Here is an 18,936-nt window from a genome sequence, read left to right on the forward strand (position 1 = left end):
TCCCTGCTTAGGCGTTTTTGCGGATGACTTGCCCGTCGCGGCACATCAGGCACGCGGCGACGATGTCGTCTTCGAGGTTGATTTCAAACTGCCCTTCCTGGGTGAAAACCAGCTTCAGGAAGTCCAGCAGGTTGCGTGCATAAAGAGCCGAGGCATCGGCCGCGACGGCACCGGCCAGGTTCGTCGGGCCGCAAATGGTCACGCCATTGTTCACCACTACCTGGTCCGCGACGGTCAGCGGGCAGTTGCCGCCCTGGGCTGCGGCAAGGTCGATGACCACCGACCCTGGCTTCATCTGCGCCACGGTTTCGGCGCTCAGCAGCGTCGGAGCCTTGCGACCGGGAATCAGTGCGGTGGTGATGACGATGTCGGCTTGCTTGGCGCGTTCATGCACGGCCAAGGCCTGGCGCTGCATCCAACTGGTGGGCATCGGGCGTGCATAACCGCCGACGCCAACGGCGCATTCGCGCTCCTCATCGGTCTCGTAAGGCACATCGACGAACTTGGCGCCCAGGGATTCGATTTGTTCCTTTACCGCCGGACGCACGTCGGAGGCTTCGATCACCGCACCCAGGCGTTTGGCCGTGGCAATTGCCTGCAGGCCGGCGACGCCAGCGCCGAGAATCAGCACGCGCGCTGCTTTGACGGTGCCCGCAGCTGTCATCAGCATTGGCATGAAGCGAGGGTAGTGATGCGCAGCCAGCAGCACCGCTTTATAGCCTGCAATGTTGGCTTGGGAGGACAGCACGTCCAGGCTCTGGGCACGGGAGGTCCGTGGCGCAGCCTCAAGGGCGAAGGCGGTGATGCCGTGTCCTGCCAGTTTGGTAATGGTTTCGTTGCTGAACGGATTGAGCATGCCCACCAATACGGCGCCGCTTTTAATCAGCGTCAGTTCGCTATCGTTGGGCGCGACCACCTTGAGAATCAGTTCGGCACCGAATGCGTCGCTGGCACTGCCAATGGTTGCGCCTGCCGCCTCATAGGCACTGTCCACGACGCTAGCATTGACGCCTGCCCCGCTTTGTACAGTGACCTTATGGCCCTGGCCGATCAGCTTCTTGATGGTTTCCGGGGTTGCAGCAACCCGCGTTTCACCGGTCTGGGTTTCGAGAGGGACACCAATGTGCACGTCAAATCTCCTGCATGATCTTTTTGCTTTGATTTTTGTAAAAAGGCCAGTGCGCCGTGAGTGGCACATCTGGGGCGGCCGATCAGCACGATCCCGCTTAAATGACAGCGGGGCGCGGCATTTTGCAGGCGAACTTTACGACCTTCAAGGGATTATGACGGGTGACGAAAAATTAACTACAAGTCACCCTGTGACTGATTGTCGCAACTGCTTGAAATTATCTATTTAAATACAGTGGCTTATAGGCTTTAAGCAGGAAGTCGCTTTTTTTGAAATGATTGCTATGAATATTGGGTTATCTAGCGAAAGATGCTCTGTAGCCCTTGTAAATGCTGGTCTCCACTTGGTTTATGAGGGAACAGGTACAGTCTGTCAAATTGCGACATATACTTATATCTGTAGGGCATTAAGATTATTGACTACAGGGTCAGCAATTATCGAGATCCTTTAAAAATGCAGGCTATAGCGTTGTGATTGGTCGATCAGCCAGTCCCTGAACGCGTGCAGCGAGGCGGATTCGACTTTTCTATCGGGGATCATCAAGTAATACGCCTTGGTACTGCTTAGTGTCTGTGAGTTGGCGATCACCAGTTGTTTGTCACTTAACTCCTTTTGAATCAGAAACGGTGGAATCAACGCAATCCCCATGTCATGCATGGCTGCCTGGGACAGCATGGAGAATAGCTCGTAGCGTGGGCCTGTCATGTCGCGAGGAACATTCAGGTGCTGGACGTTAAACCACTGGCGCCAGGCGTAGGGGCGAGTGGTTTGTTGTAGCAGCGGCAACTCGGCGATTTCTTGCGCGCTGAAGTGCGCTCGGTTTTCAAGCAACCGTGGGCTACACACAGGAAGTGGGTTTTCTCCCATGAGCCGGTGGGATTCGGTGCCTGGCCAATCGGCATCACCGAAATAGATCGCCGCATCGAACTCGGTGTCGGCAAACAGGAACGGGCGTGTGCGGTTGGTCAGGTTGACGGTGACTTCGGGATGTTGCTGCTGGAAGTCCTTGAGGCGCGGAATCAACCATTGGGTGCCGAATGTGGGCACTACCGCCAATTCGATCACGTTGGTGCCCTGCTGGCCCATCACTGACAGCGTGTCACGCTCGACGGCGTCCAGTTGCGTTGCGACCCGGCGGCTATAGGAAAGTCCGGCTTCAGTCAGCTTGACGCCACGGCGCGAGCGTCGAAACAGTTCGACACTCAAAAACTCTTCTAGGCTGGCGATCTGTCGGCAGATGGCACCTTGAGTAATGGAAAGCTCCTGTGCCGCCTTGGTAAAGCTCTCGTGGCGTGCCGCCGCTTCAAAGCTGACGAGTGCCGTGGTGCTGGGGATTTTCCTGCGCATGTACCGTACCCTCACTAATAAAGGGCACGGATGCCCTTTTGAATCTTTACGAAGTGAGAAATTAGCACAAGGCTATGCAAAAACCTCGTTTGCCCTCCTCGCCCGTCCGGCCTAGGCTCCATGCACGACTTTTGATTTTCTTCGCGAGGACTCACTCATGGGTGGTAAGGCAAGCTTCAACTGGATCGATCCGCTGCTGCTGGATCAACAGCTCACTGAGGAGGAGCGCATGGTGCGTGACAGCGCCGAGCAGTTTGCTCAGGGTAAGCTGGCGCCGCGTGTGCTTGAAGCTTTCCGCCACGAGAAGACCGACCCTGAGATTTTCCGCGAAATGGGCGAAACCGGACTGCTGGGTGCAATGATTCCCGAGCAGTACGGCGGCAGTGGTCTGAACTACGTCTGTTATGGCCTTATTGCCCGTGAAGTAGAGCGTGTCGACTCTGGCTACCGCTCGATGATGAGCGTGCAATCATCCCTGGTTATGGTGCCGATCAATGAATTTGGCACCGAAGCGCAAAAGCAGAAGTATCTGCCCAAGCTGGCCTCTGGAGAATGGATCGGTTGTTTCGGGTTGACCGAGCCAAACCATGGCTCCGACCCAGGCGCGATGATTACTCGTGCACGAAAGGTGGAGGGTGGCTACAGCCTTACCGGTAGCAAGATGTGGATCACCAACAGCCCGATCGCCGACGTATTTGTTGTCTGGGGCAAGGACGATGCCGGCGATATTCGTGGTTTCGTCCTGGAGAAGGGCTGGAAGGGGCTGAGTGCGCCGGCGATTCACGGCAAGGTCGGGCTGCGCGCTTCGATTACCGGTGAAATCGTCATGGATAATGTATTCGTGCCCGAGGAGAACATCTTCCCTGATGTGCGTGGCTTGAAAGGTCCGTTCACCTGCTTGAACTCGGCGCGTTATGGGATTTCCTGGGGGGCGTTGGGAGCTGCGGAGTTTTGCTGGCATACGGCGCGCCAGTACACCCTCGATCGTCAGCAGTTCGGTCGGCCACTGGCCGCCACGCAACTGATCCAGAAGAAGCTGGCAGACATGCAGACTGAAATCACGCTTGCCCTGCAAGGCTGTTTGCGACTGGGGCGCATGAAGGACGAGGGTACTGCAGCGGTGGAGATCACTTCGATCATGAAGCGTAACTCGTGTGGCAAGTCCCTGGACATTGCGCGCATGGCTCGCGACATGCTTGGTGGCAATGGTATTTCCGATGAGTTCGGGATCGCCCGCCATCTGGTCAATCTGGAAGTGGTGAATACCTATGAAGGCACTCATGACGTTCATGCGCTGATCCTGGGGCGTGCACAGACCGGTATTCAGGCGTTCTATTAATAGAGGGGCGACCATGGGCGCGCTATCGCACTTGCGGGTGCTGGATTTGTCACGTGTGCTGGCCGGCCCTTGGGCGGGGCAGATTCTCGCAGACCTTGGCGCTGAGGTGATCAAGGTCGAGCGACCAGGCAATGGTGATGACACGCGAGCCTGGGGGCCGCCCTTCCTTAAGGACGCTCATGGTGAGAACACCAGCGAAGCTTCGTATTACCTGTCAGCCAATCGCAATAAGCAATCGGTGACTATCGACTTTACGAAGCCTGAGGGGCAGAAGCTGGTTCGGGACCTGGCGGCGAAGTCAGACATCTTGATCGAAAACTTCAAGGTGGGTGGCCTGGCGGCGTATGGGCTGGACTACGAGTCGCTAAAGGAGATCAATCCCGAGTTGATCTATTGCTCTATCACAGGATTCGGGCAGACCGGGCCTTATGCTGCCCGGGCTGGATACGACTTCATGATTCAGGGCTTGGGCGGGTTGATGAGCCTGACTGGGCGGCCTGAAGGTGATGAGGGAGAGGGGCCGGTGAAGGTGGGTGTTGCGCTGACCGACATCTTGACTGGGCTCTACTCCACCGTGGCAATTCTGGCGGCAATGGCCCATCGCGATCATGACGGCGGTGGGCAGCATATTGATATGGCGCTGCTGGATGTGCAGGTAGCCTGCCTAGCCAACCAGGCGATGAATTACCTGACAACGGGTATCTCTCCTAAGCGGCTGGGCAACGCCCACCCGAATATCGTGCCCTATCAGGACTTCCCCACCGCGGATGGCGACTTCATTCTGACTGTGGGTAATGATGGGCAGTTTCGCAAGTTTGCTCAGGTCGCTGGGCATCCTCAGTGGGCCGATGACCCCCGATTTGTCACTAACAAGCTGCGGGTCGCCAACCGTGCAGTGCTTATTCCTTTGATTCGTCAGGCAACCGTGTTCAAGACGACCGCCGAGTGGGTAGCGCAGCTTGAGCAGGTTGGGGTGCCGTGTGGGCCGATCAATGATTTGGCGCAAGTGTTCGCGGATCCCCAGGTGCGGGCGCGGGAACTGGCTATGGAGTTACCCCATGCCCTGGCAGGAATGGTCCCACAAGTCGCCAGTCCCATTCGCCTTTCCAAGACGCCTGTTGAGTATCGAAGCGCACCGCCCTTGCTGGGCGAGCATACGGAGGCGGTACTTCAGCAGGTTTTAGGGTTGGGGGTAGCGAAGGTCGAAGCGTTGAGGGCTGCGGGGGTTATCTAAGGGTTCCTCTATATAGAAGGCTCGGTGGTCTGGTTGTTTTCTAGCCAAAGCTAACTAATTGATAGAAATAGGAAATTAACTGTTGACGGCGATTTATATCTGTCTATAATTCGCCCCACTTCCGGCGCAGTCGAAACGGAAAACTCCTTGGTAAACAAAGAGTTATGCGGAATTCGGCAGCGACCTGCTTCAGGTCATCGAAGCCTGGAAGGAGTTGGTAGAGCAAGGTTGTTTGGCTCTATTAACGGTTCGATCTTCTCGGTCGAAAGCGGAGAAAAAGAGGTGTTGACAGCAGCGTGTAACGCTGTAGAATTCGCCTCCCGCTAACGAGAGATCGGAAGCGCAAGTGGTTGAAGTTGCAGAGGAAACTTTGAAAACTTCTTAAAATAACCGCTTGACAGCAACAGAGGCTGCTGTAGAATGCGCGCCTCGGTTGAGACGAAAGATCTTAACCAACCGCTCTTTAACAACTGAATCAAGCAATTCGTGTGGGTGCTTGTGGAGTCAGACTGATAGTCAACAAGATTATCAGCATCACAAGTTACTCCGCGAGAAATCAAAGATGTAACCAACGATTGCTGAGCCAAGTTTAGGGTTTCTTAAAAACCCAAAGATGTTTGAACTGAAGAGTTTGATCATGGCTCAGATTGAACGCTGGCGGCAGGCCTAACACATGCAAGTCGAGCGGTAGAGAGAAGCTTGCTTCTCTTGAGAGCGGCGGACGGGTGAGTAATGCCTAGGAATCTGCCTGGTAGTGGGGGATAACGTTCGGAAACGGACGCTAATACCGCATACGTCCTACGGGAGAAAGCAGGGGACCTTCGGGCCTTGCGCTATCAGATGAGCCTAGGTCGGATTAGCTAGTTGGTGGGGTAATGGCTCACCAAGGCGACGATCCGTAACTGGTCTGAGAGGATGATCAGTCACACTGGAACTGAGACACGGTCCAGACTCCTACGGGAGGCAGCAGTGGGGAATATTGGACAATGGGCGAAAGCCTGATCCAGCCATGCCGCGTGTGTGAAGAAGGTCTTCGGATTGTAAAGCACTTTAAGTTGGGAGGAAGGGTTGTAGATTAATACTCTGCAATTTTGACGTTACCGACAGAATAAGCACCGGCTAACTCTGTGCCAGCAGCCGCGGTAATACAGAGGGTGCAAGCGTTAATCGGAATTACTGGGCGTAAAGCGCGCGTAGGTGGTTTGTTAAGTTGGATGTGAAATCCCCGGGCTCAACCTGGGAACTGCATTCAAAACTGACTGACTAGAGTATGGTAGAGGGTGGTGGAATTTCCTGTGTAGCGGTGAAATGCGTAGATATAGGAAGGAACACCAGTGGCGAAGGCGACCACCTGGACTGATACTGACACTGAGGTGCGAAAGCGTGGGGAGCAAACAGGATTAGATACCCTGGTAGTCCACGCCGTAAACGATGTCAACTAGCCGTTGGGAGCCTTGAGCTCTTAGTGGCGCAGCTAACGCATTAAGTTGACCGCCTGGGGAGTACGGCCGCAAGGTTAAAACTCAAATGAATTGACGGGGGCCCGCACAAGCGGTGGAGCATGTGGTTTAATTCGAAGCAACGCGAAGAACCTTACCAGGCCTTGACATCCAATGAACTTTCTAGAGATAGATTGGTGCCTTCGGGAACATTGAGACAGGTGCTGCATGGCTGTCGTCAGCTCGTGTCGTGAGATGTTGGGTTAAGTCCCGTAACGAGCGCAACCCTTGTCCTTAGTTACCAGCACGTAATGGTGGGCACTCTAAGGAGACTGCCGGTGACAAACCGGAGGAAGGTGGGGATGACGTCAAGTCATCATGGCCCTTACGGCCTGGGCTACACACGTGCTACAATGGTCGGTACAGAGGGTTGCCAAGCCGCGAGGTGGAGCTAATCCCATAAAACCGATCGTAGTCCGGATCGCAGTCTGCAACTCGACTGCGTGAAGTCGGAATCGCTAGTAATCGCGAATCAGAATGTCGCGGTGAATACGTTCCCGGGCCTTGTACACACCGCCCGTCACACCATGGGAGTGGGTTGCACCAGAAGTAGCTAGTCTAACCTTCGGGAGGACGGTTACCACGGTGTGATTCATGACTGGGGTGAAGTCGTAACAAGGTAGCCGTAGGGGAACCTGCGGCTGGATCACCTCCTTAATCGACGACATCAGCTGCTCCATAAGTTCCCACACGAATTGCTTGATTCATTGAAGAAGACGAAAGAAGCAGCCCGAAATTGGGTCTGTAGCTCAGTTGGTTAGAGCGCACCCCTGATAAGGGTGAGGTCGGCAGTTCGAATCTGCCCAGACCCACCAATTTTGTGTGGGAAACGCCTGTAGAAATACGGGGCCATAGCTCAGCTGGGAGAGCGCCTGCCTTGCACGCAGGAGGTCAACGGTTCGATCCCGTTTGGCTCCACCACTACTGCTTCTGTCGGTATAAAGCTTAGAAATGAGCATTCCATTGTGATGATGGTGAATGTTGATTTCTAGTCTTTGACTAGTTCGTTCTTTAAAAATTTGGGTATGTGATAGAAAGATAGACTGGACGTTACTTTCACTGGTAACGGATCAGGCTAAGGTAAAATTTGTGAGTAATTGCGAATTTTCGGCGAATGTTGTCTTCACAGTATAACCAGATTGCTTGGGGTTATATGGTCAAGTGAAGAAGCGCATACGGTGGATGCCTTGGCAGTCAGAGGCGATGAAAGACGTGGTAGCCTGCGAAAAGCTTCGGGGAGTCGGCAAACAGACTTTGATCCGGAGATGTCTGAATGGGGGAACCCAGCCATCATAAGATGGTTATCTTGTACTGAATACATAGGTGCAAGAGGCGAACCAGGGGAACTGAAACATCTAAGTACCCTGAGGAAAAGAAATCAACCGAGATTCCCTTAGTAGTGGCGAGCGAACGGGGACTAGCCCTTAAGTGGTTTTGAGATTAGCGGAACGCTCTGGAAAGTGCGGCCATAGTGGGTGATAGCCCTGTACGCGAAAATCTCTTAGTCATGAAATCGAGTAGGACGGAGCACGAGAAACTTTGTCTGAATATGGGGGGACCATCCTCCAAGGCTAAATACTACTGACTGACCGATAGTGAACTAGTACCGTGAGGGAAAGGCGAAAAGAACCCCGGAGAGGGGAGTGAAATAGATCCTGAAACCGTATGCGTACAAGCAGTGGGAGCCCACTTTGTTGGGTGACTGCGTACCTTTTGTATAATGGGTCAGCGACTTATTTTCAGTGGCGAGCTTAACCGAATAGGGGAGGCGTAGCGAAAGCGAGTCTTAATAGGGCGTCTAGTCGCTGGGAATAGACCCGAAACCGGGCGATCTATCCATGGGCAGGTTGAAGGTTGGGTAACACTAACTGGAGGACCGAACCGACTACCGTTGAAAAGTTAGCGGATGACCTGTGGATCGGAGTGAAAGGCTAATCAAGCTCGGAGATAGCTGGTTCTCCTCGAAAGCTATTTAGGTAGCGCCTCATGTATCACTGTAGGGGGTAGAGCACTGTTTCGGCTAGGGGGTCATCCCGACTTACCAAACCGATGCAAACTCCGAATACCTACAAGTGCCGAGCATGGGAGACACACGGCGGGTGCTAACGTCCGTCGTGAAAAGGGAAACAACCCAGACCGTCAGCTAAGGTCCCAAAGTTATGGTTAAGTGGGAAACGATGTGGGAAGGCTTAGACAGCTAGGAGGTTGGCTTAGAAGCAGCCACCCTTTAAAGAAAGCGTAATAGCTCACTAGTCGAGTCGGCCTGCGCGGAAGATGTAACGGGGCTCAAACCATACACCGAAGCTACGGGTATCATCTTAGGATGATGCGGTAGAGGAGCGTTCTGTAAGCCTGTGAAGGTGAGTTGAGAAGCTTGCTGGAGGTATCAGAAGTGCGAATGCTGACATGAGTAACGACAATGGGTGTGAAAAACACCCACGCCGAAAGACCAAGGTTTCCTGCGCAACGTTAATCGACGCAGGGTTAGTCGGTCCCTAAGGCGAGGCTGAAAAGCGTAGTCGATGGAAAACAGGTTAATATTCCTGTACTTCTGGTTATTGCGATGGAGGGACGGAGAAGGCTAGGCCAGCTTGGCGTTGGTTGTCCAAGTTTAAGGTGGTAGGCTGGAATCTTAGGTAAATCCGGGATTCTAAGGCCGAGAGCTGATGACGAGTCATCTTTTAGATGACGAAGTGGTTGATGCCATGCTTCCAAGAAAAGCTTCTAAGCTTCAGGTAACCAGGAACCGTACCCCAAACCGACACAGGTGGTTGGGTAGAGAATACCAAGGCGCTTGAGAGAACTCGGGTGAAGGAACTAGGCAAAATGGCACCGTAACTTCGGGAGAAGGTGCGCCGGTGAGGGTGAAGGACTTGCTCCGTAAGCTCATGCCGGTCGAAGATACCAGGCCGCTGCGACTGTTTATTAAAAACACAGCACTCTGCAAACACGAAAGTGGACGTATAGGGTGTGACGCCTGCCCGGTGCCGGAAGGTTAATTGATGGGGTTAGCTAACGCGAAGCTCTTGATCGAAGCCCCGGTAAACGGCGGCCGTAACTATAACGGTCCTAAGGTAGCGAAATTCCTTGTCGGGTAAGTTCCGACCTGCACGAATGGCGTAACGATGGCGGCGCTGTCTCCACCCGAGACTCAGTGAAATTGAAATCGCTGTGAAGATGCAGTGTATCCGCGGCTAGACGGAAAGACCCCGTGAACCTTTACTATAGCTTTGCACTGGACTTTGAATTTGCTTGTGTAGGATAGGTGGGAGGCTTTGAAGCGTGGACGCCAGTTCGCGTGGAGCCAACCTTGAAATACCACCCTGGCAACTTTGAGGTTCTAACTCAGGTCCGTTATCCGGATCGAGGACAGTGTATGGTGGGTAGTTTGACTGGGGCGGTCTCCTCCTAAAGAGTAACGGAGGAGTACGAAGGTGCGCTCAGACCGGTCGGAAATCGGTCGTAGAGTATAAAGGCAAAAGCGCGCTTGACTGCGAGACAGACACGTCGAGCAGGTACGAAAGTAGGTCTTAGTGATCCGGTGGTTCTGTATGGAAGGGCCATCGCTCAACGGATAAAAGGTACTCCGGGGATAACAGGCTGATACCGCCCAAGAGTTCATATCGACGGCGGTGTTTGGCACCTCGATGTCGGCTCATCACATCCTGGGGCTGAAGCCGGTCCCAAGGGTATGGCTGTTCGCCATTTAAAGTGGTACGCGAGCTGGGTTTAGAACGTCGTGAGACAGTTCGGTCCCTATCTGCCGTGGACGTTTGAGATTTGAGAGGGGCTGCTCCTAGTACGAGAGGACCGGAGTGGACGAACCTCTGGTGTTCCGGTTGTCACGCCAGTGGCATTGCCGGGTAGCTATGTTCGGAATAGATAACCGCTGAAAGCATCTAAGCGGGAAACTAGCCTCAAGATGAGATCTCACTGGAACCTTGAGTTCCCTGAAGGGCCGTCGAAGACTACGACGTTGATAGGTTGGGTGTGTAAGCGCTGTGAGGCGTTGAGCTAACCAATACTAATTGCCCGTGAGGCTTGACCATATAACACCCAAGCAATTTGAGTACTCGAAAGAGCATCAGATTGCGGTGTGTGAAGACGATACAAACCGAAAGTTTGCGCTCACAAAACACCGAACGCTGTCACATACCCAATTTGCTGAAGCGAGGCCATCTGGTCACGACTCAGTACCCGAATTTCTTGACGACCATAGAGCATTGGAACCACCTGATCCCATCCCGAACTCAGTAGTGAAACGATGCATCGCCGATGGTAGTGTGGGGTTTCCCCATGTGAGAGTAGGTCATCGTCAAGATTAAATTCCGAAACCCCATTTGCGAAAGCAGATGGGGTTTTGTTTATGTAGAAGTCCATGATTTTCACCAGCACGTTGTGAACGCAACGGTCTGGTCACAGAATTTCTTGACGACCATAGAGCATTGGAACCACCTGATCCCATCCCGAACTCAGCAGTGAAACGATGCATCGCCGATGGTAGTGTGGGGTTTCCCCATGTGAGAGTAGGTCATCGTCAAGATCAAATTCCGAAACCCCCGTCTGCTAACGCAGGCGGGGGTTTTGTCGTTCAGGGGCTGGTTACCTATGTCCTACAGTCCTGCGCAACCACTGGTCACTTTCTTACATAATGAGAGCATCGGCCCAATAAATTCCTAAGCTTTATCCCGACTTGGCCGAAAGCCTGAAGAGCCATGCGCGCACCGAAATAGAGCGGTCGAAGAGTCCGCCTATGACACTACATGGAATGTTGCATCCGGCACGCCCACCCACCATCAGGCAAAAAGAAGTCGATGAAATGAATCTCAAGTTCAGTCATAAAATTCTGTTGGCCGCGTCAGGCGTTGTGGTTTTAGCCTTCGCGTTATTCACGCTGTACAACGATTACCTGCAGCGCAGCACCATCAAGCAAAACCTGGAGTCATCCATTGAGCAATCCGGTGACCTAACGGCCAGTAGCGTACAAAACTGGCTCAGTGGTCGCATCTTGGTTCTGGAAAGCCTGGCGCAAAACTTTGCTCATCAAGGCAGCGGCGCCGATCTGCCGGGTTTGGTCGATCAGCCGGCATTCACGTCAAACTTCCAGTTCACCTACGTTGGTCAAACCAACGGTGTGTTTACCCAGCGCCCTGACGCAAAAATGCCTGATGACTACGACCCACGTCAGCGTCCGTGGTACAAGCAGGCGGTTGCTGCTGGCAAGCCAATGCTCACACCGCCCTATATGGCCGCCGTGGGTGGCTTGATTGTGACTATCGCCATGCCGGTCAAGAAAAATGGTGAGCTGCTCGGTGTCGCAGGCGGTGACCTGAGCTTGCAAACCTTGGTACAGATCATCAACTCGGTAGATTTCGGTGGCATAGGCCATGCCTTTCTGGTCAGTGGTGACGGGCAAGTGATTGTTAGCCCTGACCAGGACCAGGTGATGAAGAACCTCAAGGATATCTATCCTGGCACGGCCGTTCGTATCGAGAAGGTTAATCAGGATGTGGTCTTCAAGGGACAGGATCGTATCCTGTCCTTTACTCCGATCAGCGGTTTGCCGAACGCAGATTGGTACATTGGTTTGTCGATCGATAAAGACAAAGCCTACGCTCCATTGGGGAAATTCCGTACGTCAGCCTTGATCGCAATGTTCATCGCGGTTGCGGCGATTGCGGTATTGCTGAGCCTGCTTATTCAGGTGTTGATGCGCCCATTGATCACTATGGGCCGTGCGATGCAGGACATTGCTCAAGGTGAAGGCGACCTGACTCGGCGCCTCGTCGTAGAAAGCAAAGACGAATTTGGTGAATTGGGTGGTGCTTTCAACCAGTTTGTCGAGCGTATTCATGCATCCATCAGCGAAGTATCTTCGGCAACCCGCCATGTACATGATCTTTCCCAGCGCGTGATGGCATCATCCAACGCTTCGATTATCGGCTCTGACGAGCAGAGCGCTCGCACCAACAGCGTTGCTGCCGCGATTAACGAACTGGGTGCCGCCACCCAGGAAATCGCTCGTAACGCAGCAGATGCTTCTCAACACGCCAGTGGTGCCAGTGAGCAGGCAGATGACGGCCGCCAAGTCGTCGAGCAAACCATTCGGGCGATGTCGCAGTTGTCAGAGAAAATCAGCCTGTCCTGCACTCAGATAGAAACCCTGAATGCCAGCACCGACAACATTGGCCACATTCTTGATGTGATCAAAGGTATCTCCCAGCAAACCAACCTGTTGGCTTTGAATGCCGCGATTGAGGCTGCCCGTGCTGGTGAAGCGGGTCGCGGATTTGCGGTAGTCGCCGATGAGGTGCGCAATTTGGCGCATCGCACCCAAGAGTCGGCAGAGGAGATTCATAAAATGATTACTTCGCTGCAAATCGGCTCGCGTGAGGCCGTGACCACGATGAATGCCAGCCAGGCATCCAGCGAAGAAAGCGTCGAAGTGGCCAATCAGGCGGGTGCGCGCCTGGTCAGTGTGACCCAGCGAATCGTCGAGATCGACGGGATGAACCAATCAGTGGCCGCAGCCACCGAGGAGCAGACGGCCGTGGTGGAGACGCTCAATGTCGACATCAACCAGATCAATCTGCTCAACCAGCAGGGCGTGGTCAATCTCAACGAAACCTTGAAGGACTGTGATGCTCTGTCGCAGCAAGCCAATCGCCTGAAGCAGTTGGTAGACAGCTTCAAGATCTGACCTTCAACGGGGTGCAGGTTTTTTCCTTCACCCCGTCCTAGCTGTCAGGCAAGTAACAGGCGTACGTTATTCAGTGCGCTTTCGGCGAAGGTACGAATGAACTGTTCAAATCCGAGCGCGTCGCTTGCATCGACGGGCTCGGCCATGATGGTCCAGGTCGCGCTGGCATGGTTTGGCCCGATCGACTCGACCCTCATTGCGGCCCACAGTCGAGCCACACCCAGTGTGTTGTAGATCGTCGTCCAGGTCATTTGCATGTTCTGGGCATCATAGCTGTTGAGCTGCTCCACCACGACGTTGCCATCGTGGAAAAACTTCTTGCGCAGCGAACCCACTCCGGCGCCTGTCATTTCAATGCAGGACAAGGCAGGAATGAATGCATCAAATCGATCGAACTGGCCAACTATCTTCCATAGTTCGGCGGCGCGGCAGGCAATCGTGACCGAGCATACCAACGGCCTGCTGTTGGGGTTCTTGATCAAGGTATCGGGTTGCAGCGGGTTCATAAGATTTTCCTGGGGGCGGGTTTATAGAAAGCCAATGTCTTTGAGGTATTGGCAGCCTTTGCGTAGCAACGCGGGGCTTTTCTCGGGGTACTGCACTCCCATCTCTTCAACTCCATGACGTGCGTTGTCGTGGCAAATCATCGATGTGTCTCCGATATCCTCTCCCAGCTCATTAAGGTAGAAGCCCAGAACCCCAAATAGCGCGTTCTCGCGGCCCACTTCCCCCAGACGATGTTGCCAATCCTCAACGCTCACTAATTCGAAACAATGGCCCGCCTGGCGAAATGATTCGACGTAGGCTTTCCAGCTCAATGGTTGGGGGTTATGCAGGTTGAAGACAGCTCGCGAGCAATCGTAGCGGCGGCTGTGGAACGCAATGAAGCGCGCGAGGAAATCCACTGGCATCAAGTCGAAGTTCAAGTCCAGGCGTGGAACCCAGCCCAGTTGCAGTGACCCTTTGAGCATTAGCATCAAACGATTCTTTTGCGGTCGGCAGGCCCCGTTTTGACTATTGAAACTGATGTTTCCTGGTCGATAGATATTGACCCAGGCCCCTTGTTCGGCCGCCTGTCCCAGTAAGCGCTCAGCCACCCATTTGGACAGGTTGTAGCCGTTCTTGATGTAGAGCGGTGGGGTGGTTGCTGCCGGCGCTTCAAGCACGCGGCCTTGAGCGTCAATGCTGCTGGAGGCGGACAGTGTCGAGACGAAATTAAGCACCTTCTTGCAGTGAGTCTCACACAAGCGAAGGCATTCAAGCACAGGCTCAACGTTGTCTCTGGCAAGGGAGGCGTAATCCATGACGTGATTGACGTGGGCAGCGTTGTGTACCAAAGCCCCATAGTCTCGGGACAGGTATTGATAGGCCTGTGGATCCAGCCCCAGGCAAGGCTTGCAGATATCAGCGGCATACACCTGCACGCGAGTCATGTCCAAGTGCTCCAGGCGATATTCGTGCAGTGCCTGTGTGAATCGTGTGGCAGCCGATTGCCCGGCACTTTCACGGATCAGGCAGGCGACCTCTGTCGCTCCTGCAGCCAGCAGTGCTTCGACAATATGTACTCCAACGAAGCTGTTGGCGCCGGTCACGATGACCTTTTGTCGATCACCTGCCTGGTCGGCAGGCAGCATGCGTATCCCCAACTCTTTCACCGCGTCCCGTGCAGCATGATGAGCGGGGGCAAGCGCAGGTGGGTCATCCCCCATCAGCGCCGCGAGATTACGTACAGTCGGGGCCTCGATAAACTGGCTCAGAGGGAGGCTGCGGCCATACAAGTCGCGAATGCGCAGCAGCATGGTCGAAAGCAGAATGGAGTGGCCGCCGAGATGAAAAAAGCTGTCGCCCGTCGACATCTCGCTCGTTGGCAATGTCAGCAGCTCACTCCACAAGTTGAGCAATTGCTCCTCCATGGGCGATTGCGGCGCACATGGAGCGGTATCTGATGCCGGGTGAGTTGCCAGATTCAGCAGCGTCTGACGATCAATCTTACCGTTGCTGGAGTACGGCATGCTTGTGAGCTCAGTACAAACGGTCGGTTGCATGTAGTCCGGCAACGCCTGCCGGGCATATTGCTTGAGCGCCGTCAGAGAAGCGCTGGCGTCGAGGGCTTCGGGCTGTGCTACAAAGGCCAGGATTCGCCGGTCGCTATCAATCACTACGGCGACCTGACGAAAAAGATGACTGTCACGTAGGCTCTGTTCGATTTCCAGGGTTTCTACCCGGAAGCCTCGTATCTTCACCTGGTGGTCCCGACGTCCGACAAATTCGATTCCGTGCTTTGTCCACTTTGCCCTGTCGCCGGTGCGATAGGTGCGCAGGGTTTGGCCGTCGGGCAGTGCCAGATGCACAAAATGCTCGGCGGTCTGCTGTGGCTGGTTTACATAGCCCAGGCTCACTCCGGGACCGGTGATATATAACTCACCCACAACGTTTTCTTCGACGGGTTGGTCTTGCTCGTCGAGGATCAGCACCTGGCTGTTGGCGATGGGAGCACCAAGCTGGCGATTGTCGTCATTGACTTGTAGCTGGCGGGCGGTGACCAATACTGTGGCTTCCGTCGGCCCGTAAAAATTGTGCAACGCACATTGCCCGGCCAGTTGCGCGATGACGTGGGGCTCACAAAGGTCGCCGCCGGTCAGTATGTGATCCACGCCCAAAGGCCTGTCCAGGGGCAGAATGCTCAGCAGTGCAGGTGGTAGAAATGCGTGGCTGACGTGCTGCTGGCGGATCAGTGCAACCAGTTGTTGGGGGTCGCGACGTTGTTCCTCGGTTGGCACAATCAAGGTGGCGCCGTGGTTCAGCGTTGGGAAGAGGTCAATCAGCGAAGAGTCAAAACCCAAGGACGAAAATTGCAGGACACGACTGTATTCGTTGAGTCGTACATGTCGGGCATACCAGGCACAGAAGTGCGCCAGATTATGCTGACTGAGCAAGACTCCCTTGGGTTGGCCAGTGGTCCCGGAGGTGTAGAGCACCAGAGCGGCACTATCGAGAGAGGGTAGGACGCGTACCAGCGGTTGGTCGTCGTTCGCGTGTTGGTTGTCGATCATGCCGACATCCAGAGCCGTGAAGTGCTCTCGCAAGGGATGCTGACCGTCATCCAGCAATACGACGGCTCTGGCGTTTTCCAGCATGGCTTTTTGACGTAGCACAGGATGGCCCGGTTCCAGCGGCAGGAAGGTCGCACCGCATCCCAGAGTGGCCAGAATGCTGGCATACAGATCCACAGACTTGCTCAAGCAAATACCCACCACCGGCATCTGGTGATGCTGAATCAGCGGCCACAGAACGTATTGGATAGCCAGGCTTCGCTGGTGCAACTGGCGATAACTGAAAGTAGCGCCTGCGATGCTCAGGGCTGGCCGTTCGGCGAAGGTGTGCAAGCTGTGCGCAAGTACTGCAATCAACGGTGTACTGGCTTTATGCAGGAGTGCCGGATCAGCGGTCCGGTTAAAACGATGCAGATACGCCAAGTCCTCCAGACCATGCAGGCTTTGCTCTGGGAATACAGACGCGGTCACGGTTTGTGAAAAGTATCCGGCCTGGCGAGAGAAACCGCTGACATGCCGCGCGACCCACTCCACCAAGCGCCGTATTGCTTTTCGACGCAGCCGCTGGCCATTGCCGCAGGGCTCCGGCGTCACGTCCAGAACAGCAACCAATTGTTGTGTACGGTCATAGCATCGAAACTGCAGTAACGGCAGGCCGCATTCGATCATCGGGCCGATGGCCAGGCGCAGGCTCATCCATGTCGCCTGGTTTGGAGCCGGCGAAACAAGCTGGCTGGCGTCCTCAATCAACAGATCGGCCTGCGGCATTGTGGCGCTGAGCCCATGGCCAAAAGGTTCCAGCCCCTGCCTGACCGCCGCCAAGGCCGGGCTGGAGCCGGCCAGCATAATTTCCAGGCGCCTCATGAGCTTCTTCCCGACGCGGGCAGATACGCCTCCAACGACTGTGCAACGCAAGGGGTCTGCAGTAACCCGCTACGGCGCAGAAAACCCGTGATGTTTTCGATCAAAGGGTGCTGGCACGTAATCGGAAAGGTCAGTGCGCAGATCTCCGTTCGTAGCGCATCGCGGGTGCTGGTGCTGACGTCCAGATGCTCGATCAGTTGTAGATCAAAGTCTTTTTGCAGCTCGTTAACCAGATAGTGATGGAGGAAGACGGGCAGCGCCTGGGCGATGCAATTGCGGTCCTGTTCGCTTGCCGTCTGCCAGTAAATGCGCACCAGGTGCGTCCAGAAGCCTGCATGACGCCCTTCGTCCAGCAAATGGTCGGCCATCAAGCCCCGGACTGACAGCTTGACGCTGTCGTCCCTGGCGAAGGCAGCGACGTCATGGGTTACGGTATTCTCGGCGATCGCCACGCAAACCAGCTCTACGGCATCACGCAGATGGTCGGGGGCTTTCGCCTGGGCAATGGGGATGGCACGGCTCAACTCGATTGCTGCTGGTAGTTGGATGGGCGCGATGCCAGTCATCTCCACCGTTTGCTGCATGAAATCCAGGGCGACGAGCGCGTGGTAGTCCTCATCGACGACGACGGTCATGGCGGCGTAGCGGCAGGCAGGCGGAAAAGGTACTGAAAAGCGATTTTTGGCGATGCTTCGCGCGATCTTGTCGACGATTTCCGTTTCAAAGATCACCACGTCATTAATGAATTTATAGAATGTCTGCACCAGGACAAAATCGCGCCACTCTGGGCAATGCTCGAGAAAAGCAGCACTGAGTACCAGGGGTTGGCGAGATTGGGGATATATCAGTTTGTCGTCGTTTTCCAGCAGGCGCCGGGGCCGCGTGCGAATGGTCGCGTTCAGTTCCCAGACTTCGGCAAATGAGTGATAGTCGCTAGCTTTCACAAAGCCACCTCCGGCTGCCCTGCGCGTATGCCATCCCACAAGGCGATACGGTTCTCTACGGCGCTGATGGCCGCGCTATCGGCTTGTTGTTTGTATTGCGGGTTGGCATGGGTCAGGCGACTGAGTAACAGTTCGGCGGCAGGTCCGTGGTCTTGCGTGTCCAGTTCAATATGGCGCGTGAGGTAGTAACACAAGCTTGGTGCCTGATGATGCATGGCCTCGCAACCTTCCAGGAGCCGTTTGAACATCCTCGGTATGACACTTTCACGGCCATGCACGAAAGTCGCAGCCACGCAGTGGGTTGGAGCATTCAAGGCGATATCCAGCGTACACCTGACGAAGCGCTCGACCGCCGGGTGAATATCGATACGCGTCAGGGCTGTTTCGATGGATACGCCTTCTCGTTGCAGGGAAATGAAGCCTTCGATAGGTGCCGTGCGGGCACCGATTTCGCGCATGGCCTCCAGGTACAGTTCGAAGTGGCTGGAATACCCATTGCCCAGACCGTTGTCGGACTCTTCGCACAGTACAATTTCGTTAATCAGGCGTGCGGCTAGCGGGTCAGTGGGTGGGAGCCAAGGTAAACGTACACAGGTCAAATCCTGCTGCAGGCGCTTTACCAAGGTCATGAAGTCCCAAACGGCAAATACATGCCCTTGCATAAAGTTTTGTAATTTATTTGGCGAATTAACTTCTAAGAAGATGGGGTGGTTATGGAGTTGTAGCTTTTTAAGTTGTAGCAGTTCTCTGTGGTGGAGCATGATTAATGCCTATAAGCCGTTATGACGGCTCAAATAAAAAAGGTTTGTTGACGAGCGAACGCCTCA

9 protein-coding genes, 2 tRNA genes and 4 rRNA genes are annotated in these 18,936 nt (G+C 54.6%); 9 read left to right on the forward strand and 6 right to left on the reverse strand.

Features of this window, described 5'->3' with window-relative positions; all coding sequences use genetic code 11:
- Positions 1-7 precede the first annotated feature (7 nt).
- Together OQ460_RS00560 and OQ460_RS00565 are read right to left on the reverse strand one after the other, a co-directional pair.
- On the reverse strand, positions 8-1,129 hold the full coding sequence (locus OQ460_RS00560; RefSeq protein ID WP_410020012.1) for a Re/Si-specific NAD(P)(+) transhydrogenase subunit alpha: 1,122 nt from the start codon (positions 1,127-1,129) through the stop codon (positions 8-10).
- Positions 1,130-1,576: 447 nt separating this feature from the next.
- Complete coding sequence (locus tag OQ460_RS00565; RefSeq protein ID WP_410020013.1) at positions 1,577-2,476, reverse strand: LysR family transcriptional regulator; 900 nt, start codon at positions 2,474-2,476, stop codon at positions 1,577-1,579.
- A gap of 157 nt (positions 2,477-2,633) precedes the next feature.
- Here OQ460_RS00565 and OQ460_RS00570 point away from each other — a divergent pair, with 157 nt between their 5' ends.
- From OQ460_RS00570 to OQ460_RS00610, 9 genes are all read left to right on the forward strand, one after another.
- On the forward strand, positions 2,634-3,815 hold the full coding sequence (locus tag OQ460_RS00570; RefSeq protein WP_410020014.1) for an acyl-CoA dehydrogenase: 1,182 nt from the start codon (positions 2,634-2,636) through the stop codon (positions 3,813-3,815).
- Between the two features lie 13 nt (positions 3,816-3,828).
- Entirely contained in the window at positions 3,829-5,049 is a 1,221-nt protein-coding gene (locus tag OQ460_RS00575) for a CaiB/BaiF CoA transferase family protein (protein WP_410020015.1), read from the forward strand.
- A gap of 619 nt (positions 5,050-5,668) precedes the next feature.
- Positions 5,669-7,205 (forward strand): 16S ribosomal RNA (locus tag OQ460_RS00580).
- 81 nt (positions 7,206-7,286) lie between these two features.
- Positions 7,287-7,363 (forward strand) — tRNA-Ile (locus OQ460_RS00585).
- Positions 7,364-7,393: 30 nt separating this feature from the next.
- Positions 7,394-7,469 (forward strand) — tRNA-Ala (locus OQ460_RS00590).
- Between the two features lie 234 nt (positions 7,470-7,703).
- A 23S ribosomal RNA gene (locus tag OQ460_RS00595) occupies positions 7,704-10,597 on the forward strand.
- Positions 10,598-10,753: 156 nt separating this feature from the next.
- Positions 10,754-10,869 (forward strand): 5S ribosomal RNA (rrf, locus tag OQ460_RS00600).
- A 106-nt stretch (positions 10,870-10,975) separates the two neighbouring features.
- Positions 10,976-11,091, forward strand: a 5S ribosomal RNA gene (rrf, locus tag OQ460_RS00605).
- The 16S, 23S and 5S rRNA genes sit together here with 2 tRNA genes alongside, the layout of an rRNA operon.
- Before the next feature lie 276 nt (positions 11,092-11,367).
- Positions 11,368-13,248, forward strand: a complete 1,881-nt coding sequence (locus OQ460_RS00610; protein WP_410021897.1) for a methyl-accepting chemotaxis protein — start codon at positions 11,368-11,370, stop codon at positions 13,246-13,248.
- Positions 13,249-13,292: 44 nt separating this feature from the next.
- Here the strand turns inward: OQ460_RS00610 and OQ460_RS00615 are convergent, their stop codons facing one another.
- The 4 genes from OQ460_RS00615 to OQ460_RS00630 are packed head-to-tail and all read right to left on the reverse strand — an operon-like array spanning position 13,293 to position 18,870.
- On the reverse strand, positions 13,293-13,754 hold the full coding sequence (locus OQ460_RS00615; RefSeq protein WP_410020016.1) for an SRPBCC family protein: 462 nt from the start codon (positions 13,752-13,754) through the stop codon (positions 13,293-13,295).
- Positions 13,755-13,775: 21 nt separating this feature from the next.
- A complete protein-coding gene (locus OQ460_RS00620; protein ID WP_410020017.1) occupies positions 13,776-17,165 on the reverse strand; it encodes an amino acid adenylation domain-containing protein in 3,390 nt (1,129 codons plus the stop codon).
- Entirely contained in the window at positions 17,162-18,109 is a 948-nt protein-coding gene (locus OQ460_RS00625; RefSeq protein WP_410020018.1) for a diiron oxygenase, read from the reverse strand. The genes OQ460_RS00620 and OQ460_RS00625 overlap by 4 nt, the downstream gene beginning before the upstream one ends.
- Positions 18,106-18,870 carry a DUF3050 domain-containing protein gene (locus tag OQ460_RS00630; RefSeq protein ID WP_410020019.1) on the reverse strand — a complete coding sequence of 255 codons (765 nt, stop codon included), beginning with the start codon at positions 18,868-18,870 and terminating at the stop codon, positions 18,106-18,108. Before OQ460_RS00630 ends, OQ460_RS00625 begins: the two co-directional genes overlap by 4 nt.
- Positions 18,871-18,936: the final 66 nt, after the last annotated feature.

Origin of the sequence: Pseudomonas imrae (assembly GCF_046352735.2) — a bacterium.
In the GTDB taxonomy this organism is placed as follows: Bacteria; Pseudomonadota; Gammaproteobacteria; order Pseudomonadales; family Pseudomonadaceae; genus Aquipseudomonas; species Aquipseudomonas imrae.

What these genes read in the sequence shown, in the direction of transcription:
- OQ460_RS00570 (WP_410020014.1), top strand. Translation starts at nt 2,634, where the DNA reads ATGGGTGGTAAGGCAAGCTTCAACTGGATCGATCCGCTGCTGCTGGAT.
- OQ460_RS00565 (WP_410020013.1), bottom strand. Translation starts at nt 2,476, where the DNA reads ATGCGCAGGAAAATCCCCAGCACCACGGCACTCGTCAGCTTTGAAGCG.
- OQ460_RS00610 (WP_410021897.1), top strand. Translation starts at nt 11,368, where the DNA reads ATGAATCTCAAGTTCAGTCATAAAATTCTGTTGGCCGCGTCAGGCGTT.
- OQ460_RS00620 (WP_410020017.1), bottom strand. Translation starts at nt 17,165, where the DNA reads ATGAGGCGCCTGGAAATTATGCTGGCCGGCTCCAGCCCGGCCTTGGCG.
- OQ460_RS00575 (WP_410020015.1), top strand. Translation starts at nt 3,829, where the DNA reads ATGGGCGCGCTATCGCACTTGCGGGTGCTGGATTTGTCACGTGTGCTG.
- OQ460_RS00615 (WP_410020016.1), bottom strand. Translation starts at nt 13,754, where the DNA reads ATGAACCCGCTGCAACCCGATACCTTGATCAAGAACCCCAACAGCAGG.
- OQ460_RS00630 (WP_410020019.1), bottom strand. Translation starts at nt 18,870, where the DNA reads ATGCTCCACCACAGAGAACTGCTACAACTTAAAAAGCTACAACTCCAT.